At 42.2% G+C, this 20,387-nt stretch carries 3 protein-coding genes; all 3 read left to right on the top strand.

The window, feature by feature from the left end; genetic code table 11:
• Positions 1-130: 130 nt before the first annotated feature.
• The 3 genes from OCI93_RS20220 to OCI93_RS20230 all read left to right on the top strand — a co-directional run bounded on the left by OCI93_RS20220 (position 131) and on the right by OCI93_RS20230 (position 20,303).
• Entirely contained in the window at positions 131-15,796 is a 15,666-nt protein-coding gene (locus tag OCI93_RS20220; protein ID WP_261627176.1) for a Tc toxin subunit A-related protein, read from the top strand.
• 585 nt (positions 15,797-16,381) lie between these two features.
• A complete protein-coding gene (locus OCI93_RS20225) occupies positions 16,382-18,097 on the top strand; it encodes a hypothetical protein (protein ID WP_261627177.1) in 1,716 nt (571 codons plus the stop codon).
• A gap of 427 nt (positions 18,098-18,524) precedes the next feature.
• Entirely contained in the window at positions 18,525-20,303 is a 1,779-nt protein-coding gene (locus tag OCI93_RS20230; RefSeq protein WP_261627178.1) for a hypothetical protein, read from the top strand.
• The last annotated feature ends 84 nt before the right edge of the window (positions 20,304-20,387 follow it).

Consider the following 20,387-nt stretch of genomic DNA (forward strand, 5'->3'; position numbering starts at 1 on the left):
TCTTCCTTTTTTGCCATAAAATAAATGTCAATTTAATTATTTATAATTGTATTTAAATATAAATGTGGTTTTTATTTCTTACAGTTATTTTATTTTTAGGTGTAATGTAAATCCAATTTAGGAGTTAACAGTGTCAAATAATCATGACCAAAGAATCAATTACGAAAAGCTATTTGGGCCACTTAATTTTAAGCAAGGTGATAACGCTCGAAGTGTATATTCACCAGCCGCTTATCTTACTGATTTACTTCATTTAGTCGATGTTGAAACCAACCCTGATAGCATTGATGACCTTAAAAAGCTCGGTCAAAGACGCGAAGATATTATTGAAAAAATTAAGCTTGATGCCGACAATTCATATGACCTATTACCCTATCTTGATATAGTCAATGAACGATTAATTGCTGAGGTTAATAAACTTGTTGATAATGATGTAAATAATATAGATTTAAAATCCAAAGCTTTTAACTTATTGAAAAATAATGATTGGCCAAATCAACTTCCATTTGAATATCATAATGAAAGAGTGAAATTGTATTTAGAGTATCTTTCAGTTAGTTCTGAGGAGATATACAAAACATATGCAGGTGGTTTTAACTCGCAGGGAAATTATACAATTGCAAAAGAGCAATTAGGTCTTTCTAGTAATCTAAATGTTTTATTGACGACACCATGGGTATTATTAAATAAAGTTAATCTAACAATCCCCGATATAGCGGAAATAATTAAAGAAAGTTTTGGCCACAAACTTTCGATACTAAAAAACTTATCTATAAATGAAGATGGTAATTTTTCTGGTATGCCAGGAGATAAGGAGATTGATGTTAGTGAACTGAAATCTGCGATGGGGCTAACTCATAATCAGCTAGAATGCCTAGTCTATGGACCGCTTAACATAGAAGAACAAGCGAACCATATCTTGGGTCAACAAGTCAAACTAGAAGATTTGTACTTGAACCAAGGTCTTGGGGGCTGGTTCAAGTTCAATGAGCAGCAAGATAAATTAGTTTGGTCCCAAGGTATACCTACAGATTTGTCTGTGATTAGTTGGCTAGATCGCGCATACCGTGTTATTCGCTTGTCGCATGCAATTAGTATTGACTTTAACTCATTAGAATTGATCCTTCGAACTTGCTGCAATTGCACGTTAGATCATGCTGCCTTAGTTACATTGTCTTTCATTAAAACATTGAATATGCGTTTTGCTAAGCCAATAGATGAAGTTTGTACATTGTTTAGTAGCATCAACAATTGTGGATTTGGTAGAGACGTGCAACCTTCAGATTTGTTCAATCGTACTTTCAATGGTCTTTGTGCTCTGTCAGACAAATCCTATATTGGTGAAGTGCGTCCAGAGCAATATCTAGGATTTGATAGAATTACTTGGCAAATTGGCGATATTTTATCGTTAGACAATAAAAATTATCGTCGCCGTATCGTTAATGAATTGGGTATTTCTGAAAAACAGCTCAAAACGATTGTGACAGGATTTCGCTCTCGTCTTAACCAACATATTACTGATCATAACGATTACATTGAACTGTGGTACGGGCCTAATGAAGAGTTTAATCTTCTCAATACTCTGTATCGTGTAACGACGTTGGCGAATTGTCTTGAGTTAACCATTGAATCACTTTTCACATTATTCGACGTACTTGAGAACGACGCTGTAATTAACCAAATGCAGTATAAATATGATTGCTTTCGCTTTGCGAGTCATACTAAAAATTGCTTTGATATTGTAAGAGAAAGCGAACTTCACGCGCACACAGTATCTGATCGCATCTGGTTGATTCAAGCGTTGCAAGGAGTAGCGCAGTACATTAGAGATAATGGTTTTTCTGCAAAAGAGTTACTTACAATTACTTGTAATAAAGAGCCTCGCAAGCTTGTTTTGACGCAAGCACAATTAAAAGATCCTACAACCTATGTGAATACAAATAGTAAATCAGAAAAAGATATTGCAGGGTTTGATCGCCTATACCAGAAAGTAAAAAATAAACTGTTATCTGCAATGGCCTATGTTTCAAATGAGATTGATGAACGCACTGCTCGCATTGTGCATGAAGTGAACAATGACATGTCAGGGACACTGGTTGCGTCCAGCGATAATCGAATTGCATTGTTTGATGAGCATGCTGCAAAGACAGCTTCACTCAAAGTGACTGAGCAGTTAGATATGATTGATCAAGCTGATTTTCTTGGCTTGGGATTAGAAGAGAAGGTAGCGCAGAAGATCTTCGATAATCTAGTGCTGATGGGCTATTTAAATACCGATGGTGCATTACAGTTAGCAGATTTTCCACAAGATAAAGCACACTTCCATTTGCAAACCAATTTCAGCGCGTTTAAACAGCCTCTTTATGATCTTATAACACAGCATGTGGTAACTAATCCTGATGACGGTTTCCATATTTCTGACTTAGATGAATTAGGGATGCTGGCCCAAGAGCGCAACGAGCTTTATGACAACCTTATATTTAACGGATATCTGGATAACGACGGCAATATCATTGAGAAGGCTACATTTGAATCTATCGAGAACTTTGCGCTATTCGAAATCAATTCTCAAATTACAGCGCATGCTGATGAAGTTTATTCTCTAATTAGCGTGAGAGTGAAGCAATTTAAGCAGCTTAAAATCAAAGTCTCTAAAGGGGTGTTTTCAGAACTTAAGTTAGATGAGAGTCAACTAGAGGACTTGCTCAAAAATCTGCATTTTAATGATTACATTGATGAGCAAATGCACATTGTTGATAATCAGGCAATTATCGCGTTAAGCGCAGATAACTTCCTATTAGAAGTACAGTTTTATCCTTACACGCAACAGATCATTGCAGCATTACAGTCTTTAGTTGCAAAGCAAAAACAGCAATTTGAAGAATTTAGCCTGTCAGACTTTAAGGACATAGCAGACAACCTCATTGCTGATTGGGTATATGCTGTATTTAGTCAATTTTACCTCACTGATGGCAGACTTACGACCGACGCACTGCGCTTTTTCTCTGACGACGCGAACGCTGAGCAGTTAGATGTACATTGGCCATTTAAGCCAAGCGATAACAAAACGGTATTTGAGCGCATACAAAGTATCATTACTGGGTTAAATGACTATCGATTCACCCATGCAAGTTTGGAGTCGATGCAATTTGAACAAGTACAGTATGACCAACTTGTCAGTGATTTAACGGAGCAAGGTTACTTACAACCGAGTCTAGAAGTCCACCCTGATAAAGTTGATTTTTTCTTAAATGCTAACAACGCTTTATCATTTGAAGTTGAAGGTTTCTTAGACTTTAACAAAGATCTATTCTTTGTGCTCAATGAACTTGCTCGAAATACGCATTCGCTGCAAAGTGCAATCATAGAAAAACATCAGTCTATTGCCGAGCAACAGCAGCGTTTAGTCTATCGTACACTGGCACAAACGTTATCGTTAAAAGAAATGACGGTGATGCAGCTTAGTAAACAGTTGTTTAATAATAGTCAGCATATTGAAAATTGGTTAGCACCGATTATCTCAACGGTTGGGTTAGATGATACGTTAAGTGTCATGCCAGCAGATAGCCTATTTTCATCCACTTGGAAAAGGATTAAACAATTTTCTTTGTTTGCTGCAAAAATGGGCTTAAACGAAGATGAGGTTGCGATTGCTTTTCGAGATCAGAGTTTAGTGGAGAAGTTTCCCGTCAACTTAGCACTACCTGAAGTTATGCTGCGTAGTGGTCACACCAAACGTATCGATACGATTGATGCATTGCTAGAAAGTACGGATGGCTACATTTATGTATTCTTGAGCAAGAATGATGAACATCAAGACAGCTATGCTCGCTATTGGCAGTATGACGCATCAACATTGGAAAGAGTGGAGACTGACGATGATAAGCTTGCCAGTTTACTCACTGGTAATACCCAAAGTGGACTCGTTTTCGACCACGTCGTTGCGGCTTATGTTGATAAAATGGGTCGTAATGTGGTTATCGCCGATAATGAATATTACGTGATGACGCCGAAGCTTGAAAAAGATGATAGCAATCACGGTTTGATGGCAAAACCATGGCAAAAGTTGACCCGTAAGTGGGGTCAAACCGACATGGAGTATGAAGATTTTAGTCAAGTTGATGCCATTTATACAGACACAACGGGCGCCATATTTATGTTTAGTGGCGGTCAATATGTGAAGTTCTCCGACCCGCAAAATATTAAAAAACCGGACCTTGGCTATCCGAAGGTAATAGCGCAGAGCTGGTCTGAAGAAGGACAAAGTGAGGCGTTGCATAAGACTTTTGATTGTCACATTGACGCGTCTTTTCAAGGTCTAGACGACAAAACTTACTTTTTTAAAGATGACTATTTTGTCACCAGTGATGCACCACAAACGCGTCGTGCAATTAGTGACGTATGGGGTAAGGTTAGAAATCGCCTAGCTGAAGGTCATCGAGTTGATGCCTGTTTCGTGGGTAAAAATCCACTGCTTGTTAATGATTTGGCGAGTGAAGGTAGCGAGGAGTCTGGCGAGAACGGAACTGACCCTTTCATGCAGAATGTAGTGACGGTATTCTCTGGCGATCAGGTGTTTGCCTACCAAGATTGCATTGAAAATCCAGAACTAGAAATTGTGTCTGGCTATCCGCTGGAAATTACAGATTATCTTCTTGCATGTATGGGCCTTAACTCTACCGATGGTTATCGCTTTGAAACCAATATGCTGGCATTTTTAGAAGGTATTGATGCGGCTTTTGTAGGTCATGATGGCAAGTTAAATCTATTCAAAGGCGAATACACTGTGGTATTGGGCGATATGCCTGCACAGCTAGTAGTGAGCAAAACAAAAGACATTTGGCCAAACAATACACAGACGATAGCCAATAGCGGTGCTGATGGGGAGTTTTTCAATGTCTCAGCAGCACTCACTGGATTAGATGGGCGAGTATACTTATTTGTTGACAACCTGTATTACCGGTTCAGTGGTACAGATTTAAGTGTGGTTGATGCCGGGTTTCCAAAGCCCATTGCCGATGATTGGCATGGCTTAGAAACCATTGATGCTGCCTTTGTGATGGATGGTAAAACTTATCTATTTGGTCAAATTGACGATCATAAGCAGTACATACGTTATGTTACTAACGACTATCGCACACCGGATGAAGGTTATCCCAAAGCACAGCAAGAAACAGCCAGTCATTGGTGGAATCTACCAGATAGTTGGACTGGGGATGACGTTGATGCACAAAAGCAGTTTAAAGGTGTTGATGCTGTATTTAATGCGCCTGATAAAAAAACCTATCTATTCAGCGGACGCTATTTTACCTATTTCGACCATGTTAATCGTTGGTGGGCAGAGCCTGAATTAATCGCAGATAAATGGCCTGCTTTGCCTGATGCGTTTCACTATAAAATTGACGCCGCATTCAGTGATAAAACCGGTAAAACTTACCTGTTTAGTGCAGGTCAATATGTTCGCTTCTCTGATGCGCATTATTGTGAAATTGATGCGCATTATCCAAAAAGTACCTCTTTGGGCTTTGCCCAAAATGCACTCGAACAAGGCATGACGCCATGTGCTGACTTTATCGTCACGGCTGCGATGTCTCTAATCGCCCAAGAGAAAGAAGTTGACGTGAATGACAATGAAATCATTCATACTCGACTATATAGCTACTTGTTTAGTGGTGATAGGTATTATCGCTATCGCAGTGAATTTAACGACAGTCGTGTTGCTGAATCGTCACAATGGTTAACAACGCTCGACGCGGATTACCCTAAGCCTATTACTAAACTCAAAGATGAGCCTCGTTTTAAGCATTTTAATGAGACATCATCTGTGCTCTTAGAGCAAGATGTGCATTGGCTTGCACGTCTAGACGCCGCATTTGCCGATATGCGTAATGTGTATTTGTTTATCGACAATCGCATTGAAGTGGTATCGACACAAAATGACAGTCAATACGACAGGCAGATGCAACCGCACTTGGACGCTTCACATAGCCGACTGGTTAATGCGCAGTATGCCCTTAATCTTAATAAAATTGATGGTGTTCAATGCGTGTTAATGGAAAACGGCCATATATACATGTGTGATGGCTCCGACTGGGCACAGTTTACAAGCTTGGAAGGTTATCAGCTGGGCATTAACGATAGCGCTCCAACCTTAATAGAGCTGTTACATGAAGAAGATCAGACTGCGTTGACAACGGTGCTTGAAGGTGCTGATGGTAACACCTACTACTTTAAATCTGCTGAGCAAGGTGAACATGCCTATTACTACGATAAACAGTTAGATAAGGGTGAGCGTGTCGCCGATAAGTGGGCCAAAGTTGCTAATAACATCGAAAAACACAATCACATCGACAGTGTGATCCATTATGACAATAAAACGTACGTGTTCAGTGGTGGGCAATATGTGATTTACGATGAGCAAGTCGACCCGTTTTTAACGCCAAATACACCTGTTTGGACTGACAATACTGAGCTTGGCATTAGAAGTGTGTCTGATGATTTTGGTTTGCACCGTGTTGATATTGCCTACACTGCTGATGGCATCACCTATTTACTTGAACACCCAGATGAAGCGGGCAATAGACGCTATGCGATGCTAGAGCACTGCGATGGCGAGGGGATGTACAAGACTAAAGTCGATTATTTAAATAACCATGATTGGCAGATGCCCGAGTATTTAGAGGATCATGGCTGGTTGATGCCTGATGCAATACTCAACAAATCGCAATTGCAAAAAACTACGATGCAGAGTGATGGCTTTAGACGACGTAATAATCGTTCTGAGTGTCATCAAAAAGAGGTGCTGGTATTTATTAAAGGGCGCGAATATGTGAATTATGACCCAAATACTGCTCATTGGACTAAACCAGCTTCAATAGCAGATCTATGGGGAGACATCCTTGAATGTGAAGAGCAGGTTTTTGATCATTTGCAGGGGGTATATATTCATCCACGCTCAGTGATTGTTCCTGATGGTGACGCTATGGATGGAATTTACTTTTTGGGTAAACATTGTTTCCAAAGTTTGCTATACGACTTAGACCAACAAGGTGTAAGTCTGACAGCACAAAGGGAATATAAAGACTATTTAGGCGTTGTAAAGTCGGTATTCACCAACATTGATGCGACCTTTGTTTATCAAAGTAGGTACACTTACTTATTCTCAGGTAACCGTTATATCCGCTACACGGGTGACGATTATTGCCATATGGATGAGGGATATCCAAAGTTCATTGAAACAGAACTAAATAAAGAGCCAGGCTTTACTAAACTACCAGATTCTTTTGCGACAACCATTTCGCACATTGTGAAGCAGTATACGTCGAATGAGAATGCTGAGCAGATGCCATCATGTCATGGTGAGCCGGCTATCATTAGCCACACCATTATCAACGGCATTATTTCCAATGGTCACTCAACCTATTTGTTCCTTAATCATGGCAACAATGAGCCTGACTCATGCTTCGTGTTTAGTGAGCATAGTAGAAGAACCGTTACTTTGGACATGTTGGCCCATTTACCTAACCTATTTGATAGAACTGAGTCAATCGATGCCGCAGTCACTTATCAGGGCGCGACCTATTTGTTTAGTAAAGATAAATACCTGCGTTATTCAAACTGTGACTATGAACATCCCGACAAGGGCTACCCCAAATCAATAGCACAGAGTTTACTGACTGATATCGGTAAAGGTGGGCAACTACATGCCGACTTCCACTGTGATATTGATGGTGCAACGGTTGGCCGTGATGGTCACTTGTATTTGTTTAAAGGCAAACAGTATGTTGAGCTAACCATGCCAAGTATCGCCAAGGTCATTGCGAGTGATTGGAAAATCGACACTGAATCTTTGACTAACCCCTTGTGTCAATCATCAATGGGTGAGCTAGAAGGTGGTTTGTCACAAAGTGTTTTTGATGGAGCGTTTGTTGATGATTTAGGCCGTCTATACATCATAAAAGGCGATCAAGTATTGCGCTATGCTGATACCGAACAGCTATATTTTGAGCCCGGATTTCCTCAGCACGTAAGCGAAGTGTTTAAACAATTACCTCAAGAGTTTCAACAGGGTGTGAATGGAGCCTTTACGTTTGCAGGACACACTTACTTGGTTCAAAATGGGGCAAATATTGGTGAAGGCCCATCTCTGAATGGCAACTTTGTACGTTATCCGACAGGCCAATATCACTGTTTGTATACCCCGCATAAAGACCTATTGTATCCACAAACCTTTGCTTCTCGCTGGGGTCGATGGGCTGATTATCGTTTACAAGATTTAGCCTTGATCAGCAGCTTTAAGAAGCTCAATGAAAAGGCTTCTGATGAGCATGATTTAACAGCGATGTTTAAGCATCACGGAGGCTATGTTGATAAGCCTTTTGAAAAAATAGCGGCCATGTATGATTGGGATCTTGAGGACTTGACTTGGTTGAAACGAAAAAATGGTTTTTTGCCAAACCAAGGTGATTATGAGCAGTTTGTTACTTTAGAATGGCTGGACCGCGTCAATCAAATTTTTGCACTCGCACACCGGCTTAGAACAAGTGCTAAATCAGTGTATCAGGATATCTATATGCCGCGCTATATGGCGCAAGATAAAGTAGACGGTGAGTTATTTGAGGTTGATGGGGTTAAATATCACTTTGATCGTAATCAAGCGATAGCTGATAAGTTACTGACTTACTTAACAGGCAAGCATTGCAAAGATGCTCAGGCGAAGATATTGAAAAGCGAGATCCATAATCGTTTGAATATACTCAAACGAGATGCGATGGTGCCATTTATTTTGCACAAAGATGATGAGATCTTCGATGAGAGAGATTTGTCTGAAAAGCTGCTCATTGATGTGCAAATGAGCGAGTGTATGGAAACCTCGCGAGTCAAAGAGGCGATAGGTGCGGTACAACTGTACTTTCATAGATTGTTCTTAAACTTAGAGCAAGTTGAATTAAAAGGTGAAAGTCATAATGAACACGTTCGCAAAGCGTTAAAAGAGCGCTGGGAATGGTTTAAAAACTACCGCGTGTGGGAGGCAAATCGTAAGGTTTTCTTATATCCAGAGAACTACATTCGCCCCGAATTGAGGGATACTAAAACCGAGTTATTTACGCGCTTTGAAGAGGCAATATCACAGGGTAACTTAAATAATGACACGTTGAACAAAGCATTCGGTCAGTATGTTGACAGCTATGCTCAAGTGTCAAATTTGACTATTGCTGGTGGGTATGTGTATGACAACCCGAATAACAGTGCCGATAAAGAGGTGATCTTATTTGCTCACACTAAAACGCAGCCGATGACTTACTATTATCGAACTGCAACCTTTGTAGAGGGGCAAACCAGTGAAGTAGTGTGGCGACCTTGGCAGAGTGTTAATATTGCGATTGATGCCGAGAGGGTTTACCCCGTTTTCATTCAAAACAAAATTTTTGTTTTTTGGACGCGTGTTGAACAAGTTCAGGTGGGAGCACAAAATAGCAAAGTCGAGATCCGCGCAAATAACGAGAGTAATACTTCATATACACAGAAAACCAATAGTGCCACGCAAAGTGTGATTAAGTTTTTTTACTCAACCTTAAATAGCAACCAGCAGTGGTCGACACCACAGCAGTTAAATTATCAAAAGGCGTTCAAAGAAAAGGTATCGGCCCATTATCTGAGCTTTCAACATCAAGAAAGTAAAACATCGGGTGGGTTAGATAAAATAGAGATCCAATGTTTTAGTAGCTTAGAAAATGAAATTTTACCTGTGCTTGAAGATGATCAAACCGTCGATTTGAAAAAGCTCAGAGATGAGGTCGTGAGAGTTAACCGTTTGGCACATTTTGAGCATAATCACCCAACTTTGTACTTTAAAGCGGTGTCTGAAGAGGGCGATTACTATCTTTATGCAGCACCAGCACAGGAAGAAAGCGACAAGTCTAGGCTAAAAATGAAGCGAGTCATCCCTGGGGATAAGTTGCCCGCGATTTATTTGCAGGGCATGTTGCCTTTTGGCACTGACGGCAAAGATACCCAGAAAAACGGCTTTTACATTATTCGTGACTATCAACAGAGCCCTTATTACTTCTATATGGCAGTGCAGGGCAGTGAAGCTTGGTCTATCAAAGGCAATGTACATCAGCATATTGAGCGAGATATAACGCCTCAAATACATCGCACCATGATGTTGCGAAAAGCATCAACGGGTAATGGCTTTAACCTTGTTTATCAAGCAAATGGTAGCGATGCTGAACACACTTTGTATTATGAGCACAACCTTGAAGTCTCGGCTTTTGAGAGTAAAGACAGCAGTGGTCAAATTAAGAGTCCGCAAAATGAGCAATTGAGCCATTCGGCGTTTATTCCAGTGACGCATTATGAGAATCACACCCGTTTTGAGTTTACGCCACAGACTAATCAAAGTGTTGAGTTAAGCAATAAAGCTGCGGACAAAGATTTCAATTGGATAAACTCGGGAATTGGTACGTTCGAGAAGCTTTTTCCAAAAGAAGACAGCAGCCGTATTCAGCAGCCCGTGGCATTAAACGTGCCAGATAACAGTGGGCAAAACCTGTCATGGCTTTGTTTTGACTACAAAGGCGGCAGCTTTTTGTGTAAGCCTACTATTGGTAATATTGAGGTTGAAGAAGCCAACGATCTAGGCTCTTGGTTTAACAGCAGTGTTGCACAACAGGCTGTATATAATACCGCAGCTGATAAAACCTATTGGTTTGGCGGTAATACAGGGCAGGGGCAATTTGTGCGTTTATCTGATGAGGAGTTAGTCAGTAACGCTGCGCCCAGCAGTGCTAAGCAGATCAGTGAGTATTGGGGTCGAGTTCGCCAAGATATCAGAACGAATATTGATGCAGCGCTGTATGCACCTAATGCAGTTTCAGGAAAAGGTGCCGTTTATCTATTTAGTGATAAAGATTACATAAGATTTACCTTAAATGAGGGGCAGGAGCACGATTTACTTCAAGCTGATACTGGCTACCCGAAAATACTGGGGCAAGATAAAGACGTTATACATTTACCAAAAGAGCAAGTAAGTGGTGCGTTTCATAATGGTGGCAACAATTACTTTGTTCAAGGTAAGCTGTGGGGCACCGTGGATAGTAATGGCAATATGGCTGCGATGCCTTATCCATTGTGGCCTCAGGCTAAGATGACGGATGCACTGTTTGATGTCAGTAAAATAACCGGGGTGTTTGAGTACGATAGTACAATTTACCTTGTTTACGATTATCGTGACATCAAAGAATACGGTCCGGTTACCCAAAAAACTCAATTAGTCAACCGATTAAAGAGTTTTCATAATACAACCGATAATGGCGGTTTAGTCAGCCCGAATGATATGAGCAAGGGGTTTACTTATGCTGGACATGTATTCTATCAAGTAGAAGTAATAAATGATGGCGGTAATGAGGTAAGGCGATTCCATCAAGAAACCAATGCGCTGTATTTTACCGACGAGTTAGGGGGTTCGAGGTTTAAACTATATAGTCAAACAACGAATTACAAGCTGGATAAGCTTGGTACCAGTCGCTCATCTATAGTCCGTGAAGCCTCTTCTCACAGTGCTAGCACTGCAATTACGAGTGCGTTTTACTACAACAATGGGTTCTATGTATTACAAAACGATGGTTACATTCGACGAACTGACTTTGTGATGCAAGCACTGATAAACCTGATCACAGACGATGTACAAAATAGTGATCAATATTCCCCTTACTTAGATTCGTTGGAGCACTTTATTTATGGAGCACAGATAGATTCGGCTTACAACGTTGACGATAAGATTGTTGTAACGGCTGGTAATAGGCGCGTGTTCTACGCCAACTTCAATGACATTAGTGCATTAAAAGGGTTTGGACCTATATCAATAACAACAGACCATAGCTCGGATTATACAGGGTTTAAAGCCGCGTTTGATTGTAGCAAAGTTAAAGGTGGAGGGCGTTTTTATGAGGATGAGGGGTATCGTGTTCCAGATAACATAAATACGGTGCAGCCGTACAACACCAATTGGAGCCCTGCACGCAATGAGCTTAAAGCCAATGACGGGCAGATTGACGCGGTTTTTGCAAAGAATAACGTTATCTACCTTCTAACAGGAGACCACTACTATCGCTATAGTAACCTCTCTGAACTGGATGATTTACTTCAAAAGCCGCTCACTAGCTTGAGTGATACGGATGTAGCAGCCGATGCGGGCTATCCCAAACGTATTGCACAAAACCAAGATGGTGTATATCAGCTCAGCGGCAATCGCGAAGTTGACTTGCAGTTTGCTTTTGCCAGCGATGACGACACAGTGTATGTCAGTGGGCGCGGCAGTGCTAAGCTATTTAATCGCGTTAATAGCCTAGGCCAAGTGGTGCATGGCAAGCCTATGATATTACATCAAAGCATTAAAGATGCGTTGGGTGTAACACATCTTGGACAAATTAAGCTGATGTATAACCATGGTAGCCATACGCGCGTTGTTGCCAACGGCAAATATTTGGATTTGTCGAATCTTGCTGGGTTACTGCCTGATTTATCAGGCGCCAAATACGATATTTTACGTCTGTCATCTATGACAGGCAGTGAAATAGCACGAAAGTTTTACAGTGGTGGTGTTGAAGGTTTGCTGGAGCTGCCAACGCAGCTAATGGATGAAACACCGAGGTTTATGCTCGATGATGAAGATGGCAGTGTGGCAACTGATGATACGCGCATTGTCGTTAATGCTGAGGCCGTCGATAACGACAATGTACCGAGCGACTCGCATTTAGAGTTCAGGCATGCCAATGGTATTTATTATTGGGAGTTGTTCTATCATTTGTCAGCATTGGTAGCGCAAACCTTGTCAGAGAGTCAAAAGTTTGAAGCGGCCAAACACTGGTATCAAACGATTTTTGACCCAAGCAGCGCATCCGACAACTGGCATTTTTTGCCGTTTGTGTCATCTGACATCGACGCAATCGTTGCTAAACTGGCACAGCTTAAAGAAGTGACGGAGCTAACAGCTACAACCAATACATTTATTAATGCACTTGAGCCACTTAACCCGTTATTTAAAGGGCAGCGCTTAACACCTGAGCAACTTGATGCGATTAAACAAGGTCATGCTACATTTTCGGCGGGGGTGAACGCGAATATAACCACGGCTTTAATACCGTTTGAATTGGCTCTTACAAGCTTTAATGCCGGTGATAACGAGGTTGTTGACCATGTTAAGCAAGAAATACTGCCATTGGTGAGAAAACTACCTGCACGTATTGCCAGTATGCAAACTCAGGCTGCGCAGATACGCGCATATCTAGAAGACCCGTTTGATCCCCATACCATTGCGGGGCTGCGCACCATTGCTTATCGCAGAAATATCGTGATGGGTTATGTAGACAACCTCATAGATTGGGCTGATGCACTGTTTAGGCGCTACACACGCGAGAGTATCAATGAAGCACGCATGTTATACATGCTTGCCTACGACATGCTTGGTAAACGACCTGACAATCTTGGCGATTTAGTGCTCAGTGATTCGTCAAATTATTCTGGTTTACAAACCCTTGGCGCCGACACGGATGAGCGCACCCGATATGATGTGCTATTTGACGTGGACGGCGGTGTTATTGAACACAGCTTGAACTTTGCCGGTCGTGTGCATGAGAGTGTAACCAACAGCTACTTCCATGTGCCTGAAAACCAACACTTGCTTAAATACTGGGACAGAGTTGAAGACCGCTTACATAAAATTCGCCAGTGTCTTGATATTAATGGCATTAAGCAACCACTGCCGTTGTTCCAGCCGCCCATTGACCCCATGGCGTTGGTGAATGCCGTAGCAGGTGGCGGCGGTGTTGCCTCTGCCATTGCTGGGTTATCGGCAGCCGTGCCATATTATCGCTTTGACTTTATGCTAGCCAAAGCCAAAGAGTTAGTGGCACAAGTCAGTCAGTTTGATGGCGAGCTGCTAGGCACCATTGAAAAGCTTGAGGCTGAACAGCTTTCTCAGTTGCAGCAAAAACATGAAGGGGTGATCTTAGATAAGAGCCGCGCTGCGATTGAAGCGCGACTTGAGGAGGCAAACCTCAGTAAACAAGGCTTAGAAGAAAACCTAGCACGGGCGAATTATCAAAAAACGGAGTATGACAGCTGGCTAACGCACACGCCAGGCGTGTCTGTGGGGGAGTTTATTGATGACGAAAAAGGCTGGTTAGCATCCGAGGTTAAACAGCTTGAAAGCTTTGATGAAGCAGGCGACATGCTCTATTTGTCGGTTGGCTTAGAAGGGGCGGCTTCGGCGCTCGAAGCCATTGGTGAATTAAAGTTGGGCTCACCGTTTTCTATGGGCACCACCTTGCACCTAGGCAAAATTGCTGCAGCGGTGGCCAGTGTTGGCGCAAAAATAGCGCAAACGCGCTCTGAGATCCTCAGTTATAACGCAGAATCTTACGCGGTTGTGGCGCAGCATGAGTTGTCGATGCGTGATTGGCAAATGCAAAGAACCACCACTGAGCACGAAGAAAATGAACTGAAGCTACAAATTCAAGGGGCTGATGAAAACATTAAGTCGATTGAAAATGAGCTATTGGTACATGATCAAGAAGTGAAACACAACGCGCAAGTGGCTTATTTTTTACAATCTAAATTTACTAATGCGGCACTGTATGCATGGATGAAAGGGCGCTTAATGAAAGCGCACGACCGCGCCTTTAAACTGGCCCATGATTACGCCAAAGCATCCGAAGTGGCGTATCGTTTTGAGCGTGGTATAACCAACGCTGAGCGTGACCACATTCAAGGTATGCACCGTTACTGGGATAGCAGTAAGCTGGGTCATCAATCAGCAAATCAGCTTAGTGTTGACTTACATGAGTTAGAAAAAGCCCATTTAGACACTCATCAGCGCGACCACGAAGTGACCAAAACCATATCGTTGGCGCAATGGGACCCAATCGCTTTGATGACGTTAAAGCACAAACGCTTATGTCAGTTTAAATTGACTGAAGAGATGTTTGCTTATGACTTTCCAAGTCATTACTGTCGTCAGATAAAAGCCGTGAAGGTGCAAATTGAAGCCGGTGATGGCACCACCGTGAATGCGATATTAACGCAACAAAGCCATAAAACGGTTATGGAACCTGATGTGAACGCGGTGAAACATTTGCTTAGCCCAGAGGGCACAGCACCGCTGTCGATACGTAGCAATTGGCGACCCAACCAGCATGTTGCCGTCTCGCAGTTAGACCAATACACGCAGCAAAGCAGCGGTGTATTTGAGCTTAACTTTGCCGACTCGCGTTACTTACCGTTTGAAGGCACCGGTGCGGTTTCTAACTGGCAACTGGAAATACCAGGGGCACAAAGTAACTTTGATATCAACCAGATAAAAGACGTAAAAATCGAGCTAGATTACACCGCTAAAAATGGTGGTAACGAATACGCCAATCAGGTACGTGCGTTGTTAAAACCATACACTAAAGCGGTTTATCTAGATATTGCACAGTTATTTGCCAACGATTTTTATGACTTGGTACACCAACAAAGCGAGGAGTTAACGCTTAACTTAAGCAAAGTGCGCCTACCGGGCATGCATGGCGATAAAATAGACGCCATTTACACCTACATGGAAACCGAAAACGATGAGCAAGTTAACCTAACGCTCAATGGGGATGATGCCATGATACTGCGTAACAAAGGCATTTTACTCACCAATTCGGTTAGAGTGGGGCAAGACGGCGCACGCTGGACCTTAACGCCACAAGGAGATGTATCTAAGCTTGAAAAACTGGGCTTAATTGTGGTTTACAAAGCTAAAGTTTAGTTGCGACGCCAACAGGTAAGCACCCAATAAGGTCCTGACTTAAAATTCGTCATCCTGACACAACAGTCGTCACTGTGACGCAACAATTGTGACCGTGACACAACAACCGTCACCCTGACGCATGTCAGGGCCTTACAAAAGTTGTCACCCTGAATCAAACAGCATCATCGTGATGTAAAAATCATCTCTGTGACGCAACAATTGTGACCGTGGCGTAACAGCCGTCATCCTGACGCAGGTCAGGGCCTTACAAAAGTTGTCACCCTGAATCAAACAGCATCATCGTGCTGTAAAAATCGTCACCGTGACACAACAGTCGTCACCATGACGCAGGTCAGGATCTTTCTAGCATAACCCAACCGAGGCTATCAGCCTCAATCACATTCTTACACCGAGGAGCCAAAACATGACTTTTTGGAACACGGACTAGCGTCCTGCGCTAGCAATAACGCGTGATAAATAAAAAAACCTTATTACAAAGACTGCAACGCATTGAACGTTGTGTTCTCTAACGCGGGGTAGACCAAAATGATGGAATTAATCAAACAATAATTTGTTCAAGTTAAAGACAGTTAGGAGTTTAAAATGCTAACACAAAGCACAGCTAGTTTAAGAGAAAAGCGAAAAGAAAATGGGAAAGACACATATAGAAGAGAACTGGCAAAGGCAATAAAAGACAAACTACAAGGTAGAGCGCCGAACAGTGTTGTTGCAAGGGATGGCGAGTTAATAAATAAGATCATTGAAGCAGGCGCTGTGTTTGAACCTAGTTTAGGTACGTCTAAAAAGGTCAAGCCATTCCATTCGCAAGAACTAAGAGAGCGATTTACGGGAAATATACAGATAAATGATATCAAGATCGCCATAGAACGTACAATGCTCTCCGCTCTAGATAGCTGGTTGAATGACGATAACACTAGGAAATACAAGGCTTTGAGAGCCACTATTCAAGGAATTGATAACCAACAAGATTTCCCATCGGCTCCAGTAACGACTTATCTTGATCAAGGGAGTGCAAATTATGATAATGCGATTAATAATGCTAACACGCTCTCAGATGATCAGAAGAAAATATATCGATTATTAAAAAATTTACTGGATGAAGAGTTTAGTAATGCGTGGAAAAAATTTCAGGAATCAGATGGTAGTGCGCTGAATAATTTGATTACACAGGAAGTAAACTCACTTGGTGATATTTTGGATAGATTGCAATCGGGAGGAAATCTAGTCGGAATAGTTAAGAGTAGAACTAGTAAGGGGTACAGATATGGTAGATTAGCTATAGACAGTTTTGTTGGTATTGCGGGTCCTTCATGGACGGATAGCTTGGTAACGGCAATTGTTAATTTAATTCATGCTACGACTGAAACAGACAGCAGTGAGGCGAAAGACTCGCCACATTCAAAAAATGCCAACAGCTCTGAGATTGCATCAGGCGCTCTGCAGCTTGCTACGACTATGGAGCAAGAGCTACGAAATATGGTCATACATTCGGATATAAGTGGAAAAACTTTTTCAGGAAGCATTTCGATGCGAGGTAGCATGGCGGTATTGCATGAGATTGTCAAGCTATCAATTCGTATTATAAAATCAGTAGACTGGACTGGACTGGCGGCTAAAATACCAGATGTGATTTCTAGTGTTCTTATAGCGGCTCGGGGGCTGATGCATATATATTATTCGAGAGAAGGCATAAACCGATTGGAATCAATTGTGAGTAATGCTCAAGGTCAAGAGAATGTTTCTCAAGAGCTTAAGGGTGCAGTTAGCGGTTTTTTGAACACAGGAGCCTTAGTTCGTATTTATAAATACGGTCAAGGCCTAATTGGCTTGATTGTTGGTGTTACAAAAGTAGTTTTATCGGACTTAACAGGTGTTGCTGGAATTGGGAAGGACTGGATTGAAGGGGTTATCAGTTTAGCCAGTGGAATGCTTGGTTTAAGCGGAATAGTTGATAGTATAAAAGACCTTGCTAATTTTAATGTTCTGTCGGATGTGACTGGCGTAGAGCAGTTCGCTAGTTGGATTACCCGTGAATATGCCCGTTCGGTCGACAGTAGTTATAACTATGGTGACCAAACACGAATTAGACTAACAGACGCATCTGATCAGCAGTGGGTTAAAACCAAAATGGAGTCGCTGGTCGGTCAAACAGTTCTTGATGACGCGGAGAATGGAGGAAGCCGTTATAGCATAGGAGATAATGATGGCTTTTCTGAACTAGTCAGCGCAGTCACATACGCGCTTAAGAATGCAGTTACCCCGCAACCGCAACTGCAAAATGAACCAGCGGCGCTCTGATACATAGCGTCAACAAAGGCTTATCAATCCATTAATCCACCTCCTCCAACCTGTCTGAAAATTATCCACCACATTACTTTTACTCACACTGTCAAAACGGTGTCGTTGACTGTGTCTGAATATAAGCGCCTTTATAAACACGACCATGACGGTTAACCAACACGTTGTTGGTAGAAGTAGACAGTGAGCCACCGTGATGGGGTGTCTGCACAGGTGCCGAGGGCTTAGGCCATTTCATTTGGGAGTAGGCGTGATTGTTATATTTTAAAACAAGTCACGCTTTGCTCCTTTTCTAATAACCCAATTAATGCTCGTTGCTGTAAACGTTAACGAGTCTATCTCACGTTGGGTGCTTTAGGTTGGTGTGCAAACCCATATTTGCCATTGACTTGTAAAAGCGACCCACGCCCTAACACTAGGAATTAACATGACTAAATCTACATCCGGCCCAGCTAAAACCGGGCGGTTATCAAAAATCAAAACTGATCTTGCCAAGCGTAAGCAACAATCGCGCGACAAAGCCTTAAAAAAGCAAAAGGAAGCCAATGAGGCGAGCAAAGCGAGCATTCAATCTGAGCTTGCTAATTCATTGGGTAAAAAGCCTGACGATATCACCGCATCTGACATAGATAAAATGATCAAAGACGCTGAAACATTGGCCAAAGAGTCTAATGGGCATGGCGGGGTTTTGGATGGTTTTTTGGGCGCGCTCATCAATGCATTGTTAAAGTTTGGCAGTATTGACTTAGGTAATGATGATGACTTTGAAAAATATAAGGCGCTGCTTGATGAAATAAAAGGTGAAGTCATGCAGCGAGACTCAGACAACCTCAAACAAGTTGAAAACAATATAAACCGCGTTGAGGTATTGCAAAAAGTCACTGGTGATGTAGACAGTGCTGATGCGCTCGTTGAAGGTGAAGACACCGAAAACATGCAAAGTATCCGCACGGCCGTTGAGGCAATAGAGCAGAGCGTGTCAACGTTGAGTGAAGATGGCACCCTACACCTTGATGATGTCGATAAGCTTGAGCAACTACTTACACAAGTTGATAACTTAGAAACCGCAGCATATGCGATGAATGATGATGATTTATCGAGTTATTACGATGGCTTTGCGCAAGAAATTAAGCAGCGTATCTACGCTGCTGCTGGATTTAATAAGCCCGAAGACTATCCTGCACCTAGAGCTCGTACTGAAGCAATACGAGAAAAAATTCAAGCAGGGGACACACTTGAGGGAGGCACAAGAGAGCTTTATAACTCAGCCACCCAGTTAAAAGAAAGCTCTGATGCGGTTTTTAAGGTATTTGATCGAGTTCAAAGTAAAGAGTCAGACGAGCAAAGCAAAGAGTCAGACGAGCAAAGCAAAGAGTCAGACGAGCAAAGCAAAGAGTCAGACGAGCAAAGTACAGAGTCAGACGAGCAAAGTACAGAGTCAGACGAGCAAAAAAATGCAGAGCCACCCGTTGAATTGACCCCTGAACAACAGGCTGAGCGCTTAAAACAGTCAATGGACTCTATGCTAAGCACTATCAACAAGGTGAAACCACACGCGATGAACGTGAGCCAAATCAGTGAATCGATTAAAGCCATAGATGATGTGTCAAGGCAGTTGTCAGATGAACAAAAAGCGCGCTTACTACCTTTACATAATGCCATGATGAACCTGAAAAAGTCTCTACAAAACTTGGTGGGAGCAAGCTTACCAACCTATCAACAGACCAATCGGCAAGGGGCGCCAGATGGCCAACCTGAAGGATCACCTGAAGCTGCTCAGAATGTGAATGAATCGCGTGAACGCTTAAAAGTAGAGATAGATAAAGCGAACGACCAGCTCGTTGACAAGCTCCCCAGTACATTTGAACTTAAAGCAAACCTAAACAAAACGCAGCAGGATACCTCGGCGCTTGCAACCTTGTTTGCTAAATCTTACCTTGAGGTCGTCAACACAATGGCAAGCTTGCCTGAAGGGGCACCATCGCAAGTTGGGGCGTCTCGGTTACGAAAAAACCTCACTAAACTGACTTCATTGAATGAATCTGACGCCAAAGGATTAGATGAAGCATCTCTTAGCCAAGTTATTTCAAATAACCTCAATGGTGAGTCAGTCAGTGCTGCTGGTGTCGCCGAGCTTAGCGACGCACTCGAACAATTTATTGAATTAGCTGTATTAGTTCAGACAAGATCTGACACATCAACTTGAAAAAGTGAGAGTTACCCGTTTTGATAAAAGGTGTCGAATCTTTAAATCAAAACATATAAGAGGTAACTCTCATGCTACATACTA

Origin of the sequence: Pseudoalteromonas holothuriae, from assembly GCF_945859825.1 — a bacterium.
GTDB classification, from domain to species: domain Bacteria; phylum Pseudomonadota; class Gammaproteobacteria; order Enterobacterales; family Alteromonadaceae; genus Pseudoalteromonas; species Pseudoalteromonas holothuriae.